This is a genomic window from Bacillus sp. B25(2016b) (genome assembly GCF_001679765.1).
Lineage (GTDB): Bacteria > Bacillota > Bacilli > Bacillales > Bacillaceae_G > Bacillus_A > Bacillus_A thuringiensis_K.
This window is the reverse complement of the sequence record NZ_CP016285.1, coordinates 1,263,791-1,283,303: the sequence shown is the minus strand read 5'-3', so window position 1 is coordinate 1,283,303 and position 19,513 is coordinate 1,263,791. Positions and strand designations below refer to the sequence as shown.

Sequence of the window (19,513 nt, the reverse complement as noted above, 5' to 3'; positions counted from 1 at the left end):
ATAGTTGAAACTCTTCCTATTTTTCTCAAATCATTTCAAACAGCATATCTCTTAAAATACCATATCGCTGTTCTTCAAGTTTCAATCTAAGTGAATTTTATGTAATAAAAATCCCCGTTTTTACAAGCGGGGATTTCTTTTATTATAATACGTCACGTTTTTGGAATAATGCACTTGATGCTACAAGTAATACAACAAAGTATGCAGCTATAAGTAATAATGAAGTTGTAAATGTAAATTCTGTAAATGTAGGTTCTACTCCCCCACTAATTAATTTATTGCTGTCGTAAGCTCTTAAATCCAAATGGCTGAATACTACAAACTTCGCTACACCTTTTGCAAACATCATTAATACCATGTTAATTGTACCTTGTAAGAATAATAGAAACATCGTAATAATTATTGGTAATACAGACTTTCTAAACACATTTGCTAAGAAAAATGCAAGTGTTGCAAAGAAAAATGGTGATAGCAGCTGATATAATATTGTTTTTAAAACAATTCCTAACGTTAATTCAGTTTTACTACCGTCCATTACAATTACACCAATAATCAAAGCAATTAATGTACTAGCAAATACGATAAATAACATCGTTAATAATACTGTAATATATTTAGAAAATAAAATTGTCATTCGTTTTCTTGGACGAATTAATAATTGCTTAATCGTTCCTTTTTGGAATTCATCTGTAATTGTACGAGAAGCTATTGTAATTCCAAAGATCGTTGTGAATATCATAATTAAGCCGATATTTGAACTCGCAAAATCTAAGTAAGATCCACTTAAGCTACCAGCGTCGCCCCATTTCGCCAATACTACTGTTCCTAAAATCTCCAATAAAGCAATTACACCTATTAAAATATACATACCTTTTTTCGCATGCAACTTTAAAAATTCATTTTGAATTAATTTAAACATTACGCTTTCACTCCCCCAGTAATCGCTAAGAACTCATCCTCTAACGTTTTATTTTGAACAGTAACTCCGTATACAAGCACATCAGCATGAACAAGTTTTTTTACAAGTTGCGGAATGTTGTCTTTTGTTACAGATGCTACAATTACATTCCCTTTTGCTTTGCCTTTAATGATTTCATTTGCTTTCTGAACTTCATCTACTTCAAACGCTACAACGACTGCCTCATCATGTTTCACTTTTTCATGTAAGTTGTACTCTTGTACAAACTCACCTTGTTTAATAATAACAACGCGATCACACATTAATTCAATTTCACTTAATAAGTGACTTGATACGATTACAGCAATATTCTCTTCTTTCGCTAAACGTTGTAAATAATCACGAATTTGGCGAATACCAGCTGGATCTAATCCATTTGTCGGCTCATCTAAAATTAAGATTTTCGGCTGATGAAGTAATGCTTGTGCAATTCCTAAACGTTGTTTCATACCAAGTGAATATGTTTTCACCTTTTTATGAATCGCATGCTCTAATTCAACAAGCTTTACAATCTCAGCAATGCGCTCTTTACTAATTGGTGTAATGGCCATATTCGCAAAATGCTTTAAGTTTTGCATTCCTGTCATATAATCATATAGTTCAGGATTTTCTACAATCGCTCCAACTTGCTCTAGTGCCTTTTCACGCTCCGAGCGAATACTATGTCCACAAATTGTAATATCGCCCTCTGTCATTGAAATAAGACCTGTCATCATACGGATCGTCGTCGTCTTACCGCTACCGTTCGGCCCAAGGAATCCGTATACTTCTCCTTCACGAACCTCAAATGATAAACCACGAATAATTTCCGTTCCACCAATCTTTTTTCGAACATTCTCTAACTTTACTACTACGTTTCCCAATGCTGATTCCTCCTCTAGACTTCTAGTTTTTTATCGATTATGTTACCTGTAACTACTAGTAATATAATTGTTAATAAACAATTAAAAAATAGATTTAAAATTGTAACCTCTGTACCAGAATAAAATGATGTATTTAAAAAACCATTTTGATCTATAAATCCAATATTATTTATAGCAAACACATACTTTTCTATTTGCTGAAAAATATACGTTATTCCTCCATTAAATGCGGTAAAAATGACGAATAAAACTAAACAAGCAACTTTATTCATCGATGATTTCACATTTAATAGCTTTACAATTACTATAATAAAATAAATAGAAACTAGCATATTAAGAAAATCTAGTCCCCATAAGAAAATAGATAACATATGATGTAATATTCCATAATTATATAAACTGTGTATTGCTTGCTGAATACCTAAATTAGTTTTTCCATTGTAAATATTTAAAGAAAAATAGTATAGAAAAATGATTCCTATTCCTAGCAAAATCATAAAGAGTAGTACACAGAATAAAATATTTGCACATATATACTTTTTTGCTGAAATAGAAGTATAACGTAGCATAGAGTTTTTTAACATTTTCCGAAAAGACGATATACCTGTTAAAAGAATTGCAAATCCATTTATACCTAGTATGATAAAGAATATAATAATAATTATATCTTGCCTACCTGAAATTCTAACTCCTGAAACTCCTTTCATATTAAATAAAAGAATTAATGAAACTGTAATAAAACCAAAGTAAATAATGGCTATCTTTCTCTTATTACAATTATACAGATAAAGAAAAAGCTGACTTATTTCTCATAGGCCTCCTTAAACAGCTCATGTACTGCTTTACCCTTTTGAAATCGTAGTTCTTCCACATTTTCATGCAATATTATTTCTCCATCTTTCAAAAAGATTACTTCATCGAATATATTTTCGATTTCTCTTATTAAATGAGTCGATATAAGTAGCGTACAATCTTCACGATAAAATTTAAGTATTAGCTCAAGTACATGTTCTCTAGAAACAAGATCAATCCCGCCCAATGGCTCATCCAGTACATATAGCTTCGCTTCTCGAGAAAACGTTAAAATAATCTGCAGCTTCTCAACCATACCTTTTGACAATGCTGTAATTTTTTCTTCTAACGGTATTTTAAATTCTGCAATCGTATCTACCGCTTTTTGAATATCGAAGTCTTTATAAAAATCTCGGTAAAAAAATAAAGCATCTTTTACAGTCATCCAATCATCAAAGACTGGCTTATCGGACATAAATGAAACGATTTCTTTCGTCTGTAATCCTACCTTTTTACCGTCTATTGTAATACTACCTTCAGAAGGGTGTTGCAAGCCTGCAATCATTTTCAATAACGTCGTTTTCCCGCTCCCGTTATCTCCAACAAGCCCAACGATTTTCCCTTCCGTAATCTCTATGTTTAATTCACGGATCACTGCTTTTAATCCGTATCTCTTCCATAAGTTTTCTATTTTCACTAGCTCTATCATTGGCTCTCCTCCCTCTTATCATGTAATGAAGAACGAAGAATTGTAAGAATTTCTTCTTCTGAAAAACCTAAATTGTCCATTCCATCTATAAAAGAATGAAGTAATTCTTTCGCCATCTCTTTTCGCAGCTCCATAATTTTCTCCCCTTCATTCGTTACATACCGTCCCATTCCTCTACGTGTGACAACAACTCCATCCCGTTCTAGCTCTTGAAATGTACGCTGAATCGTATTTGGATTCACTTGTAATTCACTCGCTAATTCACGGACAGAGGGAATTTTATCACCAGGCAATAAATGTCCTGTTACGATCTCTTTTTTTATGTATTCCATTACCTGAATGTAAATTGGTGTATTTGGAGAAAACTCTATTTTCATTTCTTCCCTCCTTTCGTATCGGTGTACTAGTTAAATAATACACCGATACAAAAGGTTTGTAAATACCCATTTAATTACAAAAAAGTTCTATCCGTTAAACGAATAGAACTTCCCAATATAAATCGCTATACAAAAATAATAGTGTTATGTAAACAAAATTATAAAGAAAAACTGTCTTATCAATGAATAAGACAGTTTTTCTTTATAATCCTATATTAAAAGTTAAACACGAAGTCATCGTCAGCTAACTTTTCAACGTTCGTTGCTTTTACGTAACCATTTCCTTTTACAGAGAAGAAATCATGGTTTTTCGTATCTGTACGTAAACCATTTAAAACGATTGGGTTAATTTCTTCTTCTTCAAACTTCGGCTCAAGTCCTAAGTTCATAAGCCCTTTATTTGCATTGTAACGAACGAAACGATTTACATCTTCTACAAGACCGATAGAAGTGTAAATTTCTTCTGTATAGGCCATTTCAATTTCATATAGTTCCATTAATAACTCTTGTGTTTCTTTTTGCACTTCTTGTTGCTCTTCTGCAGAAAGTTCTGCGAAGATTTGTTGTGCTAAAATACCGACGAATACGCCGTGAATTGACTCATCACGAATTATCAAGTTGATAATCTCACCACTTGCTGTTAGTTTTCCTTGACCAGCTAAGTAAAGTGGATAGAAGAATCCGCTATAGAATAAGTAACTTTCTAAGAACACACTTGCTACCATTGCCATGTATAACTCTTTTTTTGTTACTTCAGGCTTTAATAAACGACGATAGTAACCAGTAATAATACCAGCTTTTTTCTCAAGTAACGGATGATTGTCTACCCAGTCAAAAATATCATCAATCTCTTCTTCTGTAGCTAACGTTGTGAAAATGTGACTATAACTTTTCGCATGTACTTCTTCCATAGCTCCCATGAAAGCTAATACACTTTTCGCTTGTAAATTTTCAAGATGAACAAGTACAAGTGGCATTCCTTCGCCACCTTGTTTCGTATCTAAAAGTGTTAAACCACCTAATACACGCTTATAAGCAATTTGCTCTTCTTTCGATAATTGCACCCAAGTATTTTTGTCAGACGAAACCGCAATTTCTTCTTCTGTCCAAAACTGAGCGATGTTTTGCTTCCAAAACATTAAACTAAAATCATCTTCTTTTTTGTTCCAGTTTACCGCACGCATTAAATCGCCCCTTCTCTAAATATGATAACTAAGCATGAGCAGGGTTCAGAAAACCCTGCTCATCATGTCTCACTTTTTATATTAAACGGTACAAGCCACACACTCTTCCACGCTTAATTTACGTGTTCTCGTATAATACAGACTCTTTAAGCCTTTTTTATGTGCATAGATGTAGTAACGTGCTAATTCACGTGTTGAAATATCACTATTAACGTAAAGAATTGTACTAATTCCTTGGTCAATATGTTCTTGAATTTCTGCGATTAAATCAATTAATTTAAACTGATTCATATCGTAAGAAGATTTATAGTACCAGAACGTATCTTTTGATAAATACGGCATTGGATAATATGTTGTCGCGTTCGCATATGTTCTTGATTCGATTTGACTTACGATCGGCATTACGCTTGAAGTTGCATTTTGAACGTAACTGATTGATTGTGTTGGAGCAATGGCAAGACGATATGAGTTGTATAAACCATTCTTTTGCACTTGCTCTTTTAAACTTGTCCAATCTTCTTTTGTTGGAATATGAATTCCTTCAAATAGTTGCTGAACTTTTTCAATTACTGGGCTGTAATCTGTCGTTTCATACTTTTCAAAGTATGTGCCATTCGCATAATCAGATTTATCGAAGTCTTTAAATGTCTCGCCTTTTTCTGTAGCGATTTCCATACTTTTCTCAATAGAATAGTAATTTAACATCATAAAGAATGTACGAGCGAATTCTTTCGCTTCTGCACTTTCATAAGCGATTTTATTTTTTGCTAAATATCCGTGTAAGTTCATTGCTCCAAGTCCAACTGAATGAAGCTCGTCATTCGCTTTTTTCACAGTTGGTGCATTCGGAATAATCGTCATATCAGAAACAGCTGTTAAAGCTTCCATTCCCGCATGAACTGCTTCACGAATTTCTTTATTTTCCATTACGTTTACGATATTTAACGATCCTAAGTTACAGTTAATATCACGACGGATAATGTCATCTGTACCGTAATCATTTATTTCTGAAGTTTCTTGAAGCTGGAAGATTTCTGTACATAAGTTCGACATCTTCACAGTTCCAATATCCTTCAATGGATGTTGATTATTTGCATTTGATTTAAACATTAAGTATGGGTAACCAGACTCAAGCTGAATCATGGCGATTTTAATAAGCATATCACGTGCACTAATATCTAGTGGCTTCTTCTTCACTTTCGGATTGCTCATTAATTCATCGTACATTTCATCAATGTCAATATCATCTAAATGCTTGCCATATTCTTTATAAACCGTATAAGGCGCGAAAACATGGAAAGGTTCGTTTTTCTCAGCAAGCTCAAAGAACTTACTTGGAACGATAATTCCGATTGATAGAGACTGAATACGGCTCTTCTCATCGGCATTTATTTTTTTTGTATCAAGGAATTCAATAATATCCCAATGGAAAATGTTTAAATATACTGCACCGGCACCTTTTCGTTGGCCAAGCTGATTCGCATATGAAAACGAATCTTCAAGCAATTTCATAACAGGTACTACACCACTTGCAGCGTTGTCGATACCTTTAATTTGCTCACCACGTGCGCGTAGCTTAGATAAGTTTAAAGCTACTCCCCCGCCGATTTTTGATAATTGCATCGCAGTATTAATGTTAAAGCCGATTGAATTTAAGCTATCGTCCATCTCTAACAAGAAACAAGACACCATTTCTCCTCTTCTGCTTCTTCCCGCATTTAAAAAGGTTGGTGTCGCTGGTTGGTAGTTTTGTTTTACAATCATGCTTGCGAATTGTCTTGCTTTCGAAACATCACCGCGTCCTAAGTATAATGAAACAATTGCTACACGATCTTCATAGCTTTCTAAGTATTGTTTTTGATCATTCGTTTTTAACGCATAATCTTTGTAGAACTTAGATGCTGCCATATAAGATTGGAACTCGAAGTTTTCACCATAAGCGATGTTATATACTTCCTCTACTTCCTCCAAGCTATACTCGTCCAGAACGTTGTAATAGTAATCATGTTCTTTCATATACTCCATTCGCTCTGCCACGCTATTAAAAGGAACGGTATTCTCTCTAGCTTCTTCCATAAAGACTTCTAATGCCTCTTTATCTTTATGAAGCTGATAAAAACCGTCCTGCATTTGCGTGATTTCATTATTCAGTTCAATGTGTCGCAATCTCCCGCACCCTTTCCTTAAAATATTCTACATCGTTATTTGTTCCAGATAACTCAAATTTTGATACAATAGGCACTTCATATTTAGTAGAAATCTTGTCAGCACTTGCACCGAACATGTCTCCCCAGTTACGATTGCCGCTTGCAGATACGCCTTTTAATTTTTCATTATTGCGCTCTAAAAAGTCTAAAACACGTTCTGGTACATTGCCAAAACCTGTTGTATACGTAATAAGAATAAAGTCTTCATCTATTACTAGATCTTCATCAATTTGAACGGCCGGCATATTTAATTTGTGAATGAAACGCTTCACGTTTCCTGTCATAGAATCATATGCAACTAACATTTCCGACCCTCCCTCTCAAATCTATATTCTCTATATGTTGTTCTTGATTTCTCTATATATTGTATTACGTTTCAAAATAAGACACAAGATATATGTATAAATTCTTTCTTTTTTTAACTTTTACTTTTCGACATGATAGCCGTTTTTTTTCAATACAATGACTATGAAACAACATTCTAAAACTCATGTCAATAAAGTGCTTTTCAAAAAAGTTGTCAACGAATTTAACCTTATTTTAAAAAAAGTTAACAATATATTTTGTCATAAAACGGTAGATGCTGAAGAAATATATTTCTCCAGCATCACGCAAAAAAGAACAGATATGAAACTATAATCTGCTCTAAAAAAAGATTACATTTATCCAATTTACCTTATTAAATATATTATACATATACTTTCGTTTCTCGTTACATACTAAAAGATAACTATTATAGAAAAAGATTATTATTATGGAACTTCAATTTATTTATGAAAAGTTTATTCAGATTGCTCAATGCGCAAAATATCTTTTACAAATATATGATGCGGATTTTCATCTTTATCAATCATTGTACATACAGGAGCCTCTTCATCAAAGTATACAATCATTCCTTCTACGTACTGATATGTATGTTGAACTTGTACAGTTACTTGAATTTCTACTGCTTCTTCATATGCTCTTTTTATTTTCTGAAGCATTTTTGCTGAACATTTTCTTTTCTCTGGATACATAACCATTCCCATAAATCGATTGCCGGCTCTATCTTTCCACATATAATCCCAATGTGGTAAAATGCCTTGTTTAAAATCGCCCATAATTCCCCTCTCCTTTATCTTTTATTTATCCCGCATTAAACGTCCGATTGGTGAAGGCTACTAATCAGTGAGAGATGCCCTGCTGATCAAAATTCCTCTTTATGAACGTGGCGTTTCTGAATATGTATAAATCACTTGCCCGCCTCGCTGTGCGTTACCAATGAAATGTTTAAAGTCTTCTCGATTTACTAAAACTTCTCTGAACGTATAAAATACATCTTTCGTAACAACATACTCCTTTATTTCACCATTTTTCAGCTGATCCAAAATTGTATTTGCTAATTCTTTATCCATGTATTTCACCTCTATGCAATATTTTATTTTATCTTATATTCTATAGGTCAACAACTGTAAAATTATCCAGATGCTATACCTTCATTTCATTTTCATTATTTTTCAAAAGATATCTCTTTAGTATATGTCCACTAAATATCATATACTAACATAGCTACTTCTCTATATCAAACATTTCGACATTCAATTATGCAAAGTTTCACACCGCTATGCTACAATATATGAATAGAACTAGGAGGGATACTATGATTCGGAAAGCAAAAAAGACAGATGCGAAACTGGTAGCACCTTTATTGTATAACGCTCTGCACGAAATTGCTGAAAAAATCACAGGTAGCACAGTTGAGACAGAAGTATTACTAGGACTTGAAACATGGTTCTCAAAAAAGAAAAATCGACTGAGCTATGAAAACTGTTTTGTATATGAGCAAGACGGGGGTGCAGTTGGAGTTATTGTCGCTTATCACGGTAGTGAAGCAACACAGCTTGACGCACCAATTGTACATCACTTAAGAGAATTACATAAAGATGAATCAATTACGTTAGAAAAAGAAGCTGAGCTTGATGAGTATTACATTGATACATTATCAGTTTCAAGTGCACACGGCGGAAAAGGTATCGGTTCTAAATTAATTGAAGCTGCCGAAATCTATGCAACTGAAAAAGGGCATGAAAAAATCGCTTTACTTGTTAATTTAGAAAACACACGCGCCTATTCATTATACGAAAAGTTAGGTTATAAAAAAGATGTAATTGTTATGCTAGTAGGCGAACCTTATGCTCATCTCGTAAAACCATTAAACGTCAAAATTTCTATATCTTAAAAAGAAAGCACACGATTTATATAAATCGTGTGCTTTTATGTTAAATTCGTATTTAATATATTTCCATCCATCGCCTCGTGAAACGTATATGTTGTACATCCCCATGGCTTTCTATGCAAAATAGGAGAACCAGACCATCCCATTGCCCTCAGCTCCGCTCCAATCATCGAATTAAAATAATTATGACCTACAAGAGCAATACTTCCATGTACGAGAGCATAACGATGTAACAGGTAAGCCGCTTGCCTTGCCCTCTCTCTTACTTCCTTATAGGACTCAACACCTTTATGGTAGCCAAGTATCCATAATGTTCGTCCAATGAACATCCATACCTTAATTTTGCATTTCAACCACTTCGGAGCAAAAAAGCATGAAGGGACTTCAGCTTCTCTAAAAAGAGAATTTTGCATAAAAGATAAAGAATCCGTTAATTCAGCTGCTGATTGTACAGCACGCCTTTGATCACTTGTTAAGACAAATTTCGCTGCTTCAATTGCCTCTATTGTTTCTATCGGCATTTTAGCTTTTTGTATCATTGACTCGGAATCATACTGTTTCATCCATTCGTGAAATGAAGTAATTGTCATCGGTTCTCTTATACGACCTAAACAACCATGACGAATAAAAGAAATCTTCATTCTCTTCACTCTCCATTCATCACTTACGAACTTTATTATGCACTAGTTCTAAACATCATACCACGCAAGAAAATAAAGTTATATACCTTTACATCTCCCCACCACTATCATGTGTTATCGAAGCATGGATACCATCCATCCCATCAAAATATGTACTCGTATCATATTGACGAATCTTTTTTAAATGCATATAAGAAAATAAAAATAAAATTAAAGCTATAACACTCCCCACAAATTCAAACATCATTTTACCGCCTCTAATTTCTCCCACTTCAGTAGGTTATTCTACTTTTTCATTATACCTCGATATAAAGATTCCCGCATTTTCGCTATTTTTTTCAAATAACATGGATTTTTTACATATTTTCTTACAAAAAGTGAATATTTTTCGAATTTTTACTTTGGAAACATTTACAAAGTAGGAAATATGGTTCAAAATAGGAGGAAATAAAAAAACCCAAATTTATTCTTTTTTTGGGAAAACTGTAACAAGGAGAGTTGCTTATGCAGATCGCAGAAACTGGAGATATCATCGAATTTAAAGGTGGAATGCAAGGCCGTGTTCAAAAAGTAAATCAAAACTCTGTTATTGTTGATATAACAATTATGAAGAATTTTAGAGAACTAGATATGGAACCTCTTACAGTTGTAAGTCATAAAAACTATACTGTCATTAATCAAAATGCATAATATAATAGAAAGAAAGGGCCTGTATAGTATACAGGCCCTTTCTTTCTATTAACGATTATCAATTGTTTCCGGATATAGATCGTGGTTCATCATGCGGTAGTCAGCCATTTGTTCATACTTCGTCCCTGGGCGACCGTAGTTGCAGTATGGATCAATTGAAATGCCACCACGTGGTGTGAATTTCCCCCATACCTCAATGTAACGTGGATCCATTAATTTAATTAAGTCGTTCATAATAACGTTCATGCAATCTTCGTGGAAATCACCATGATTGCGGAAACTAAATAAATACAACTTTAAAGATTTACTCTCTACCATTTTTTGCTCTGGAATATAGCTAATATAAATTGTTGCAAAATCTGGTTGTCCTGTTTTCGGGCATAAACTTGTAAATTCAGGACAATTGAATTTTACAAAATAATCACGGTTTGGATGATTATTATCAAATACCTCTAATATTTCTGGGCTATATTCAAATAAATATTTTGTATTTTGATTTCCTAATAATGTTACATCTTTTAAATCTTCATCTAATCTTCCTGCCATTTTTAAACATCCCTTCTCATTATACACCGCGTTTATTTCCCCATACTAACGCATGAAGCTGAGGCAATACTTTTGCATCATTCATCTCTTTACAATTTACAGCTTTATCAATCAGCCACTCATACTTATCTAATAATTTTTTAATAAGCATCGCATCATCCACTGTTTTTGTATCATCGTTTCCTACTTGCAAGAAAAATGGTACCTTTGGATAACGTTCGTGCATCTTAACTGCATATTCAAAATCATAATCATCGAATACTACTACTTTTAAACTAATATCTTTTCCTGCTAGTTTCTGAATCATAGCATCTAACTTCTGAAAATCTGTTTTCATCGTCGAACTTGGTGGTTTTGGCGAAATTGTTACCTCATCAATTTCAAGTAACCAATCTTGCCACTTACTCCCTTGTGTTTCAATTGCCGTTCGCATTCCATTTTCTTTTAATATAGAAAGAAGAAACTCAATATTTTTCAGTAATGCCGGATTTCCACCTGAAATCGTAACATGAGAAAAATTTTCTCCTCCAATTGCAACAAGCTCACTCCAAATATCTTCTGCTGTCATCTGTCTAATTTGATCTTTAGCTGATCCATCCCACGTAAAAGCAGAATCACACCAAGCGCAGCTATAATCACAACCAGCTGTACGGATAAACATTGTCTTTTGCCCTACAACCATTCCTTCACCTTGAATAGTCGGACCGAATATTTCTAAGACAGGGATTTTACTCATCGAGCATCCACTCCCGTCTTACTTCCGCATAACTAGTCGGTGTCTCAAATAGACGAACGAATTCAACGCGAGCTCCCTTATATTCGTTCACACGATTCTCTTTTGTTAGTGCTTCTGCCATCTTTTCATAAATCCAAACGACCATATTTTCAGCAGTCGTATTCATTGCTGGTAACGTTTCGTTTAAATAACGATGATCTAAATGAATTTCTATTTCATTTTTCCAAATTTCTTTTATATCTCCAAAGTCAATTGCAAGACCTATTTCATTTACATATCCACTAATTCCAAATACAACTTTATATGTGTGACCATGTAAGTTTTTACATTTCCCTTCATAACAGTGTAAATGGTGTGCTGCATCAAATGTAAGTTCCTTACTGACCATTACTCTTTTATTATGATATTTGAGTTGTTTACGCTGAATATCCTTGTCCATTTTTTGCAAATTCTCTACGATGCGAAATCCAAAAAAGTTATCCATTAGTTGTTCGCTCCTTCGCGTTCTTGCAGATACGTATCTAATCCTGCTTTACGAAGTTGACATGCTGGACATTCACCGCAACCATCACCAATGATTCCGTTATAACATGTTAATGTTTTTTCTCGAACAAACTCAAATGCTCCAAGTTCATCTGATAATTTCCATGTTTCAGCTTTATCAATCCACATAAGTGGCGTGTGAATGACAAACGGATAATCCATAGATAAATTTAATGTAACATTTAACGATTTCACAAACACGTCACGGCAGTCTGGATAACCGCTGAAATCAGTTTCACATACACCCGTTACAATATGACGTGCTCCCACTTGTTTTGCTAATACAGCAGCAAATGATAAGAAGAGTAAATTTCGTCCATCTACAAATGTCGATGGCAATTCACCTTCTTCATGTGTAATCTCCATATCCGTTCTCGTTAACGCATTTGGAGCAAGTTGATTTAATAGACTCATATCTAGTACCGTATGCTTTATTCCTAGCTCTTTCGCAATTTCCGCTGCACAATCAATTTCTAGCTTATGACGTTGATTGTAATTAAACGTTACAGCTTCTACCTCTGCAAACTGCTCTATTGCCCAAAATAAACATGTTGTACTATCTTGTCCTCCACTAAAAACAACAACTGCTTTTTCTTTTTTCATTTCACTCATTCTCCTTCTCTACTATAAATAAGAAGAAAGAACGTTCTTGAACTGTCACAATAAAAAAACAAAACAATACCTAAGGATATTGTTGTTTCCATAGTTTTTTATAGAGGGAGTTCGCGAACCTCTCCCGCGCGGTGCACGGAATTTCTTCTTTCATTGACACAGCTTATTGTAACATATTGTATACTAGCGTAAAAATTTCTGATTTTTCGGTTATTTTTCATTTCATTTCTTTCATTTTATAGTATGATTAATTTAATATAAGAAGAGAGGGGGCATCCCACTGAAATCCTTTATTATTTATCTCTTTTTAAATATATTATTCATCCTGATTACAATGCTCGTATATCATTTATTTTGGAATCAAAAAGGGAAACGCTCTCCTAAATTAAATTCAGCTATATTTATTGTACTCTGTTGCCTCGCTACCGTACTCTGTATTACATTTGCAGCAAAAATAAATAATGGTTTTCAATTTGATATGCGCCATATTGTATTAATTGTCGGTACATTAACGGGAGGGCCTATTGCTGGTGGTTCTATCTTAGTTGTATTAAACATATATCGCTTATTATTAGGTGGGGTAGGTGTTTTCCCATCTCTTATCGGTTCTGTTCTTCTATTTATTGTTCTACTATTAACATATAAATTTTTCAATCGAACTTCTAATCGTATAAAAATAACACTTGCTATTATCTACAGTCTCACATACGGATTTAGTTGGATACCCTTCTTCCTTTCCAAGGTTACAAATAAGACTGATTATATACCGCATATTATTGTGTATGAGTTATGTTCAATGCTTGGTACAATCCTAATTTTATATTTACTACACATATTACAAACTCAAGTTCGTCTCCAAAACGAACTTATAAATGCTGAAAAGTTTCATTTAATTGGTGAAATGGCAGCATCTATCTCTCATGAAATTCGCAATCCATTAACTTCAACGAAAGGGTTTTTACAACTGTTACAATCAGATACATGCACTGAGCTGGAACGAAAATTATATATTGACATTGCCATTAACGGTATCGAACAAGCAAATCATGTTCTTACAGATTATTTAACCTTTGCCAAACCTAGCATTGAAAAAGAGCAAACATTACAGTTAGAAGAAGAATTACTACATGCATTGTCGTTAATTACACCGCTTGCTAATTTAACAAATGTACGTACTCATTATATAAAGCAAAGCACTTCTTTTTTTATCGCTGGAGAAAAGCAAAAACTAAATCAATGTTTATTAAATATTTTTAAAAATTGCATTGAGGCTATGCCAAAAGGCGGTGATCTTTATTTCACATTAGTTCCTGATCATAAGCATATTCAGTTATATATAAAAGATACAGGAGTCGGTATGGATTCGGAACAAGTAAAACGTCTTGGCTCTCCTTTTTATTCAACGAAAGAAAAAGGTACTGGACTTGGAATGATGGTCGTATTCAGTGTTGTTCAAGCTATGAATGGAAAAATTGATATTATAAGTGAAAAAGGAATCGGTACAACCTTTTTATTAACGTTTCCACTCATACAAAAAACGTGATGAAATACTCATCACGTTTTTTCTGTTCCTTCAACTAATTCAGCAAAAGCTTTCACTTTTCCGTGTGGTTGTTGATTTTCTTTACGTGCTTTCCAGGCGCGCTCTTCTTCTCGCTTCTTCTTAGACATGTTTTTTCAACTCCTTCTTTTCTTTCTCCATGTAGTATTCCAAAATAAGAAAGAAAACTATGCACGTATCAAAAAAGAAGTGGTTTCCCACTTCTTCCACTTTAGCGCTGCAAAATTGCATGTTTCGCCTCTTTTAACTGCGTAAGATGTCTTTGTTCATGCAAATCAAGAAATTGAACCCATTGATACAAATTCAGATCATTAAAAACAGGATGCTTTAATCCATTTTCAAATAGATCTTTTTCATCTATAACACTATGAAGCGCGTGTAATAGTTCTTGTCGTGAATGTTCTAGCAATTGAATTCCTTGCTGTTTTTTCATTAAAGTTTCTGTTGGTTGCATTTGCTGAGGAGCTTCTCGTTTATGTGTGCGATCAAGCGTAAGTTGGAGGTCTTTAAATGAAGTCATGTTTCTTTCATTTTTTTGTAAAGCATATACAAGGGCAGACGTGACAGATTGTTCAACTAAATGCAAGTGGTGTAAAATTTGAATAATACTCCATTTATCACGGCGTGGCTTTACATTCACTTCGGTGTCATTTAACATTTCAATTTCTGATAATAGCGTGCTTCGAGTAGACTGTAATGAGTTTACTAAACTTTCTAAACTTACATTCATATTAGATTGAAGCATACTTGTTCCCCCCTTTTGTTGGTCAAAAGAGGTGCTCCTTATTAGAAACACCCCTTTAGTATTCTGAATTTTCTTTTATTATCTCATCATTTTCCCATTATGTCGATGTTAAACATGTGAAAAAAAGTGCATGTTTTTTACAATTTTGTGTCGTCAATCGCATGTAACCATGCTTCAATTTCTGTAATAACACTTTTCACACAGCCTTCGGCAAATGGTGATGTTAAATTTGCAACTTCTACTAATTCTAAGAACGATTTACTTCCACCTTGTTGGCACAGATTCACATAATCTTCCCACGCCTCTTGTCTATTATCTCTTGCACGTTTCCAAAATTGTAGCGCACAAATTTGAGCAAGCGTGTAATCAATATAATAGAACGGTGAGCTATAAATATGCCCTTGACGTTGCCAAAAACCACCGCGCTCTAAATAATCATTATCCTCATAATCACGATGTGGTAAATATTTCTTCTCTATGTTACGCCATGCTGTCTTACGCTCTTCAGGTGATGCTTCAGGATTTTCATATACATAATGTTGATATTCATCAACAGATACACCATAAGGTAAAAACAGAAGTGCTGAACTTAAGTGAGAGAAGTAATATTTATCTGCATCTTCTTCAAAGAATAGCTTCATCCATGGCCATGTAAAGAATTCCATACTCATAGAGTGAATTTCACATGCCTCATATGTTGGCCAATTATATTCTGGAATTTCAAATTTACGACTTTCATATACTTGAAAAGCATGACCCGCTTCATGTGTTAATACATCAATGTCACCAGATGTTCCATTGAAGTTTGAGAAAATAAATGGCGCTTTATAATTCTCAATATATGTACAATATCCGCCACCAGCTTTTCCTTTTTTCGCAACTAAATCTAATAAATCATTATCTAGCATGAAATTGAAAAATTCATCTGTTTCAGCCGATAACTCTTTATACATCGTTTTCCCATGATTAACAATCCAATCCGCATCTCCTTTTGGAGTTGGGTTACCTGTAGCAAACTCATAGTTTTCGTCGTAATAAGCTAACTTCTCTACACCGATACGTGCTTGTTGTCGCTTTCTTAATTCCGTTGTAACGGGAACGATATAATCCAGCACTTGCTGACGGTAATTAGCCACCATCTCCGCATTATAATCTGTACGGTACATTCTTGCATATCCAAGTTCAACAAAGTTTTTGAAACCTAAAGATTTTGCGATTTTCGTTCTCACTTTAACAAGCTCATCATAAATACGATCTAGTTCTTCCTCATTTCCAGCTAAAAATCTGTAGTATGCTTCACTTGCTGCTTTACGTTCGCTTCTTTCTTTTCCTTGCATAAACGGAATCAGTTGCGATAACGTTCTTTCTTCTCCAGCAAAGTCAATTTTTGCAGATGCTAATAACTGTGTATATTGCGATGATAATTTATTTTCTAATTGTAAATCTTTCACGACTTCATCTGAATATGTTTTTAAATCACATTCTGCTAGAGCAAATAATTGTTTTCCATAATACGCCTCTAATTCTTCACGAAATGGAGAATTAATGAGTGCCTTATAATATTTTGTACCATATCCTTGTACAACTGGAGAGAATTCATCAAAGAAATCCTGCTCCTCCTTATAAAAAGTATCCGTCGTATCAACAGAATGGCGAATGTAACAAAGGTTTCCCATTGTACCAAAATCGTTGCGAATTTCATTAATTGAATGAATGACTTGTTTTTGTTCTTCTACAGTTTTTGCGTTATCAAACTTCTCTAAAGCAACAGTAAATTTCTCTTTTAACTCTTCAATATTTGGGCGTTTATATTCATAGTCTTTAAATGACATGAACGAGCCTCCTCTCCATTACATACCTTTATTATAATTCAATACGTATTCTCGAATTCCCTCTTAATTTTCAACAAAATTCGGCAGTGACTGCCCTGAGTTCATTGCAAATAAAAAAGCCTTGGATTTACTTATCCAAAGCTCCTTTGGAACATATTATTTTTCATACTTCCCAATTTTTTTTAATAAATCAAGTAATTCATCTTTTTCATCTTTCGTTAACATTTCAAAAGACTGATGTATAACTTTCTCATGCCCCGGAAAAATAGAAGCAATAAAGGTCTCGCCAGACTCAGTTAATTGCGCGTAAATAACACGTCTGTCATTCGGACATGGGATTCTCTTTACTAATCCCTTTTTCTCCAGCTTATCTACAACATATGTAATGCTGCCACTAGCTATTAAAATGCGCTCACCAATTTGCTGAAGTGGTTGACCGCCTTTATGATATAGCAGTTCTAATACAGCAAATTCAGTTGGATTTAACCCGTTACTTTGTATAGATTTATTTGTAGTATCCATAACAGAACGATGTACACGAGATAATGCAATAAATACTTTTAAAGATTGAGAAATATCTTCTCGTTCATTATTTGATGTCATATAACTTTCAACCCTTCACTTAAATTCTCAGCAATAAAAAGAAAATGCCACTTCATACTTCATGTGAATTCCGAATGAGCATTCACTCATTCATTTCCTCTCCCCTAATATATTAAGAATCATTCTTGAATAAAAACATGACAATTTTAACATAGTTTATATATAATGATAATAAAAAAAGAAGGAGTACCACATTTGAAAGTCAAATTCCAAAGCATAATTATATATATATTGCTTGTTATCCTACCGACAATAGGGATTGGTGCTACATTTTATTCGTATCATACATATAAAATGAAACAGGAAAACAAATTATCCGCTCATACAGTTCTCTTTTTATATAGAGATTATTTGGATCATCATCTTGGTGAAGCAATTTCTGCTTTAGACATGCTTGCAAAAGTTGTAGGCACTGAGACTGGTAATATAAATGGCATTAAACAAATTGTACATGATACAGATGGAAACGATGCACGCTTTTCTGGTCTATATTACGCTACACCAGAAGGAGTCATTACAATCGCATCTGAAGATGAATCAAAGCCTATAGATGTTTCAGACCGTAAATATATTCAAGACGTGCTCCAAACTAAAAAAACCACTGTATCATCAGTCATTACTGATCGCGTTCTTGGACATAAAGCTATTATGATTGCTGCTCCCATATTTAATAAACAGAAGGAGCTCTCAGGATTATTATTAGCTAGTTTACGCTTTGATTACATTTCATCTTCTTTAAATGCCATTAAACCACAATACCATTTTGAGGTAACTGATAAACATGATGTAGTTTTTCTAACCGATGATAATAACGACACAAGTGATACGCATTCTAATATGCTTACTACCCCACTCCAAAGATTAAATTGGAAGGTCTCTGTTTCTCCATTACCTATTCATCAAAAAACCTTATACCAGTGGGTTACAATAGAGTGTATCGCTACTTTATTTTTAATGTCTATTTTATTTTTACTTGTTCAATACATGTTGTTAAAACGTCAAACAAAACTTGAAAGACAACAAAATGAACTACAGAAAATTGAATTAGTTGGAACTTTTGCAGCGAGTACAGCACACGAAATCCGTAATCCTCTTACTGGAATTAAAGGACTCGTCGCTCTATTAAAAGAGAAATATAAAGATGAGCAAGATCAGTTCTACTTTTCCGTAATTGAACAAGAAATAGAGCGAATCAATGAAATTGTAAGTGAATTTCTTATTCTCGGAAAGCCAACCGCCATCATCGAACAAACATATGATGTAAGAACAATTCTAAATGAGATAGCATTAATTATTCAATCTGAGGCGAATTTACATAACATTGTATTCCATTTACATTTGCCAGACCATCCTGTTCATATCCGTTGTTCGAAAGACCATATGAAACAAGTGGTTTTAAACATTACAAAAAATGCAATTGAGGCCATGACTTCTAGTGATACACTAACCATTGTAGTAAAAAACAATGAAACACACGCACAATTGCATATTACAGATACTGGAAAAGGGATTCCGCAACATATTCAAAAACACCTCTTTCATCCGTTCTTTACTAATAAAGATACTGGAACAGGTCTTGGACTTGTCATATGTAAACGAATTGTAGAGATGTATAATGGGCATATTTTTATTGACAGTACAGAAAACGAAGGAACGACAGTTCATATCGAAATTCCGTTACACATAGTATAATTATCCT

Annotated in this window: 24 protein-coding genes and 1 riboswitch; of the genes, 4 read left to right on the top strand and 20 right to left on the bottom strand. The window is 33.8% G+C overall.

Annotated features, from left to right (window positions below; translation table 11 throughout):
* Positions 1-142: 142 nt before the first annotated feature.
* The 10 genes from BAQ53_RS06590 to BAQ53_RS06545 form a co-directional block, all read right to left on the bottom strand.
* A complete protein-coding gene (locus tag BAQ53_RS06590; protein WP_000475437.1) occupies positions 143-919 on the bottom strand; it encodes an ABC transporter permease in 777 nt (258 codons plus the stop codon).
* A complete protein-coding gene (locus BAQ53_RS06585; protein ID WP_208906642.1) occupies positions 919-1,821 on the bottom strand; it encodes an ABC transporter ATP-binding protein in 903 nt (300 codons plus the stop codon). The genes BAQ53_RS06590 and BAQ53_RS06585 overlap by 1 nt, the downstream gene beginning before the upstream one ends.
* A 14-nt stretch (positions 1,822-1,835) precedes the next feature.
* Positions 1,836-2,627 carry a hypothetical protein gene (locus tag BAQ53_RS06580; protein ID WP_000080430.1) on the bottom strand — a complete coding sequence of 264 codons (792 nt, stop codon included), beginning with the start codon at positions 2,625-2,627 and terminating at the stop codon, positions 1,836-1,838.
* Positions 2,624-3,322 (bottom strand): ABC transporter ATP-binding protein, encoded by a 699-nt coding sequence (locus tag BAQ53_RS06575; RefSeq protein WP_208906641.1) that lies wholly within the window; start codon positions 3,320-3,322, stop codon positions 2,624-2,626. Before BAQ53_RS06575 ends, BAQ53_RS06580 begins: the two co-directional genes overlap by 4 nt.
* The gene (locus BAQ53_RS06570; RefSeq protein WP_000687512.1) at positions 3,319-3,699 is read right to left on the bottom strand and encodes a GntR family transcriptional regulator; all 381 of its coding nucleotides are present in this window, start codon (positions 3,697-3,699) and stop codon (positions 3,319-3,321) included. The genes BAQ53_RS06575 and BAQ53_RS06570 overlap by 4 nt, the downstream gene beginning before the upstream one ends.
* A gap of 215 nt (positions 3,700-3,914) precedes the next feature.
* On the bottom strand, positions 3,915-4,883 hold the full coding sequence (nrdF, locus tag BAQ53_RS06565) for a class 1b ribonucleoside-diphosphate reductase subunit beta (RefSeq protein WP_001203025.1): 969 nt from the start codon (positions 4,881-4,883) through the stop codon (positions 3,915-3,917).
* 81 nt (positions 4,884-4,964) lie between these two features.
* Positions 4,965-7,049 carry a class 1b ribonucleoside-diphosphate reductase subunit alpha gene (gene nrdE / locus BAQ53_RS06560; RefSeq protein ID WP_208906640.1) on the bottom strand — a complete coding sequence of 695 codons (2,085 nt, stop codon included), beginning with the start codon at positions 7,047-7,049 and terminating at the stop codon, positions 4,965-4,967.
* Positions 7,036-7,395 carry a class Ib ribonucleoside-diphosphate reductase assembly flavoprotein NrdI gene (gene nrdI, locus BAQ53_RS06555; protein ID WP_000959447.1) on the bottom strand — a complete coding sequence of 120 codons (360 nt, stop codon included), beginning with the start codon at positions 7,393-7,395 and terminating at the stop codon, positions 7,036-7,038. The genes nrdE and nrdI overlap by 14 nt, the downstream gene beginning before the upstream one ends.
* A 477-nt stretch (positions 7,396-7,872) precedes the next feature.
* Positions 7,873-8,190, bottom strand: a complete 318-nt coding sequence (locus tag BAQ53_RS06550) for a hypothetical protein (RefSeq protein ID WP_208906639.1) — start codon at positions 8,188-8,190, stop codon at positions 7,873-7,875.
* A 99-nt stretch (positions 8,191-8,289) separates the two neighbouring features.
* Positions 8,290-8,484: a protein YkzS gene (locus BAQ53_RS06545; RefSeq protein WP_000356683.1), complete on the bottom strand. Its 195-nt coding sequence runs from the start codon at positions 8,482-8,484 to the stop codon at positions 8,290-8,292.
* A gap of 245 nt (positions 8,485-8,729) precedes the next feature.
* Between BAQ53_RS06545 and BAQ53_RS06540 the strand changes: the two genes are divergently transcribed.
* Positions 8,730-9,308, top strand: a complete 579-nt coding sequence (locus BAQ53_RS06540; RefSeq protein ID WP_208906638.1) for a GNAT family N-acetyltransferase — start codon at positions 8,730-8,732, stop codon at positions 9,306-9,308.
* A 35-nt stretch (positions 9,309-9,343) separates the two neighbouring features.
* On the opposite strand, the gene BAQ53_RS06535 is transcribed toward BAQ53_RS06540, so the two are convergent.
* Both BAQ53_RS06535 and BAQ53_RS06530 read right to left on the bottom strand, forming a co-directional pair.
* Positions 9,344-9,946, bottom strand: a complete 603-nt coding sequence (locus BAQ53_RS06535) for a histidine phosphatase family protein (protein WP_000703095.1) — start codon at positions 9,944-9,946, stop codon at positions 9,344-9,346.
* Between the two features lie 88 nt (positions 9,947-10,034).
* Positions 10,035-10,190 carry a hypothetical protein gene (locus tag BAQ53_RS06530; RefSeq protein WP_000461432.1) on the bottom strand — a complete coding sequence of 52 codons (156 nt, stop codon included), beginning with the start codon at positions 10,188-10,190 and terminating at the stop codon, positions 10,035-10,037.
* Between the two features lie 260 nt (positions 10,191-10,450).
* On the opposite strand from BAQ53_RS06530, the gene BAQ53_RS06525 reads away from it, so the two are divergent.
* A complete protein-coding gene (locus BAQ53_RS06525; protein WP_001165082.1) occupies positions 10,451-10,636 on the top strand; it encodes a YkvS family protein in 186 nt (61 codons plus the stop codon).
* Between the two features lie 48 nt (positions 10,637-10,684).
* Here the strand turns inward: BAQ53_RS06525 and queF are convergent, their stop codons facing one another.
* Genes queF through queC form a run of 4 tightly spaced genes read right to left on the bottom strand, consistent with a single transcriptional unit; the run spans position 10,685 to position 13,064 of the window.
* A complete protein-coding gene (gene queF, locus BAQ53_RS06520; RefSeq protein ID WP_002163902.1) occupies positions 10,685-11,182 on the bottom strand; it encodes a preQ(1) synthase in 498 nt (165 codons plus the stop codon).
* A 19-nt stretch (positions 11,183-11,201) separates the two neighbouring features.
* Entirely contained in the window at positions 11,202-11,918 is a 717-nt protein-coding gene (gene queE / locus BAQ53_RS06515; RefSeq protein ID WP_000036275.1) for a 7-carboxy-7-deazaguanine synthase QueE, read from the bottom strand.
* Complete coding sequence (gene queD / locus BAQ53_RS06510) at positions 11,911-12,402, bottom strand: 6-carboxytetrahydropterin synthase QueD (protein WP_208906637.1); 492 nt, start codon at positions 12,400-12,402, stop codon at positions 11,911-11,913. The genes queE and queD overlap by 8 nt, the downstream gene beginning before the upstream one ends.
* Positions 12,402-13,064 (bottom strand): 7-cyano-7-deazaguanine synthase QueC, encoded by a 663-nt coding sequence (queC, locus tag BAQ53_RS06505; protein WP_000711595.1) that lies wholly within the window; start codon positions 13,062-13,064, stop codon positions 12,402-12,404. The genes queD and queC overlap by 1 nt, the downstream gene beginning before the upstream one ends.
* A gap of 93 nt (positions 13,065-13,157) precedes the next feature.
* Positions 13,158-13,201: riboswitch (PreQ1 riboswitch) on the bottom strand.
* A 206-nt stretch (positions 13,202-13,407) separates the two neighbouring features.
* On the opposite strand from queC, the gene kinB reads away from it, so the two are divergent.
* Positions 13,408-14,616, top strand: coding sequence for a sporulation sensor histidine kinase KinB (gene kinB / locus BAQ53_RS06500; protein WP_208906636.1), 1,209 nt, complete (start codon positions 13,408-13,410; stop codon positions 14,614-14,616).
* A gap of 11 nt (positions 14,617-14,627) precedes the next feature.
* Here the strand turns inward: kinB and BAQ53_RS26185 are convergent, their stop codons facing one another.
* The 4 genes from BAQ53_RS26185 to BAQ53_RS06485 all read right to left on the bottom strand — a co-directional run bounded on the left by BAQ53_RS26185 (position 14,628) and on the right by BAQ53_RS06485 (position 17,814).
* A complete protein-coding gene (locus BAQ53_RS26185) occupies positions 14,628-14,744 on the bottom strand; it encodes a DUF6254 family protein (protein WP_000038355.1) in 117 nt (38 codons plus the stop codon).
* A gap of 101 nt (positions 14,745-14,845) precedes the next feature.
* Positions 14,846-15,379, bottom strand: coding sequence for a DinB family protein (locus tag BAQ53_RS06495; RefSeq protein WP_208906635.1), 534 nt, complete (start codon positions 15,377-15,379; stop codon positions 14,846-14,848).
* Positions 15,380-15,516: 137 nt separating this feature from the next.
* On the bottom strand, positions 15,517-17,211 hold the full coding sequence (locus BAQ53_RS06490; protein ID WP_208906634.1) for a M3 family oligoendopeptidase: 1,695 nt from the start codon (positions 17,209-17,211) through the stop codon (positions 15,517-15,519).
* A gap of 156 nt (positions 17,212-17,367) precedes the next feature.
* The gene (locus tag BAQ53_RS06485; protein ID WP_000203347.1) at positions 17,368-17,814 is read right to left on the bottom strand and encodes a MarR family winged helix-turn-helix transcriptional regulator; all 447 of its coding nucleotides are present in this window, start codon (positions 17,812-17,814) and stop codon (positions 17,368-17,370) included.
* A 195-nt stretch (positions 17,815-18,009) separates the two neighbouring features.
* Here BAQ53_RS06485 and BAQ53_RS06480 point away from each other — a divergent pair, with 195 nt between their 5' ends.
* On the top strand, positions 18,010-19,506 hold the full coding sequence (locus BAQ53_RS06480; protein ID WP_208906633.1) for a DUF3149 domain-containing protein: 1,497 nt from the start codon (positions 18,010-18,012) through the stop codon (positions 19,504-19,506).
* Positions 19,507-19,513: the final 7 nt, after the last annotated feature.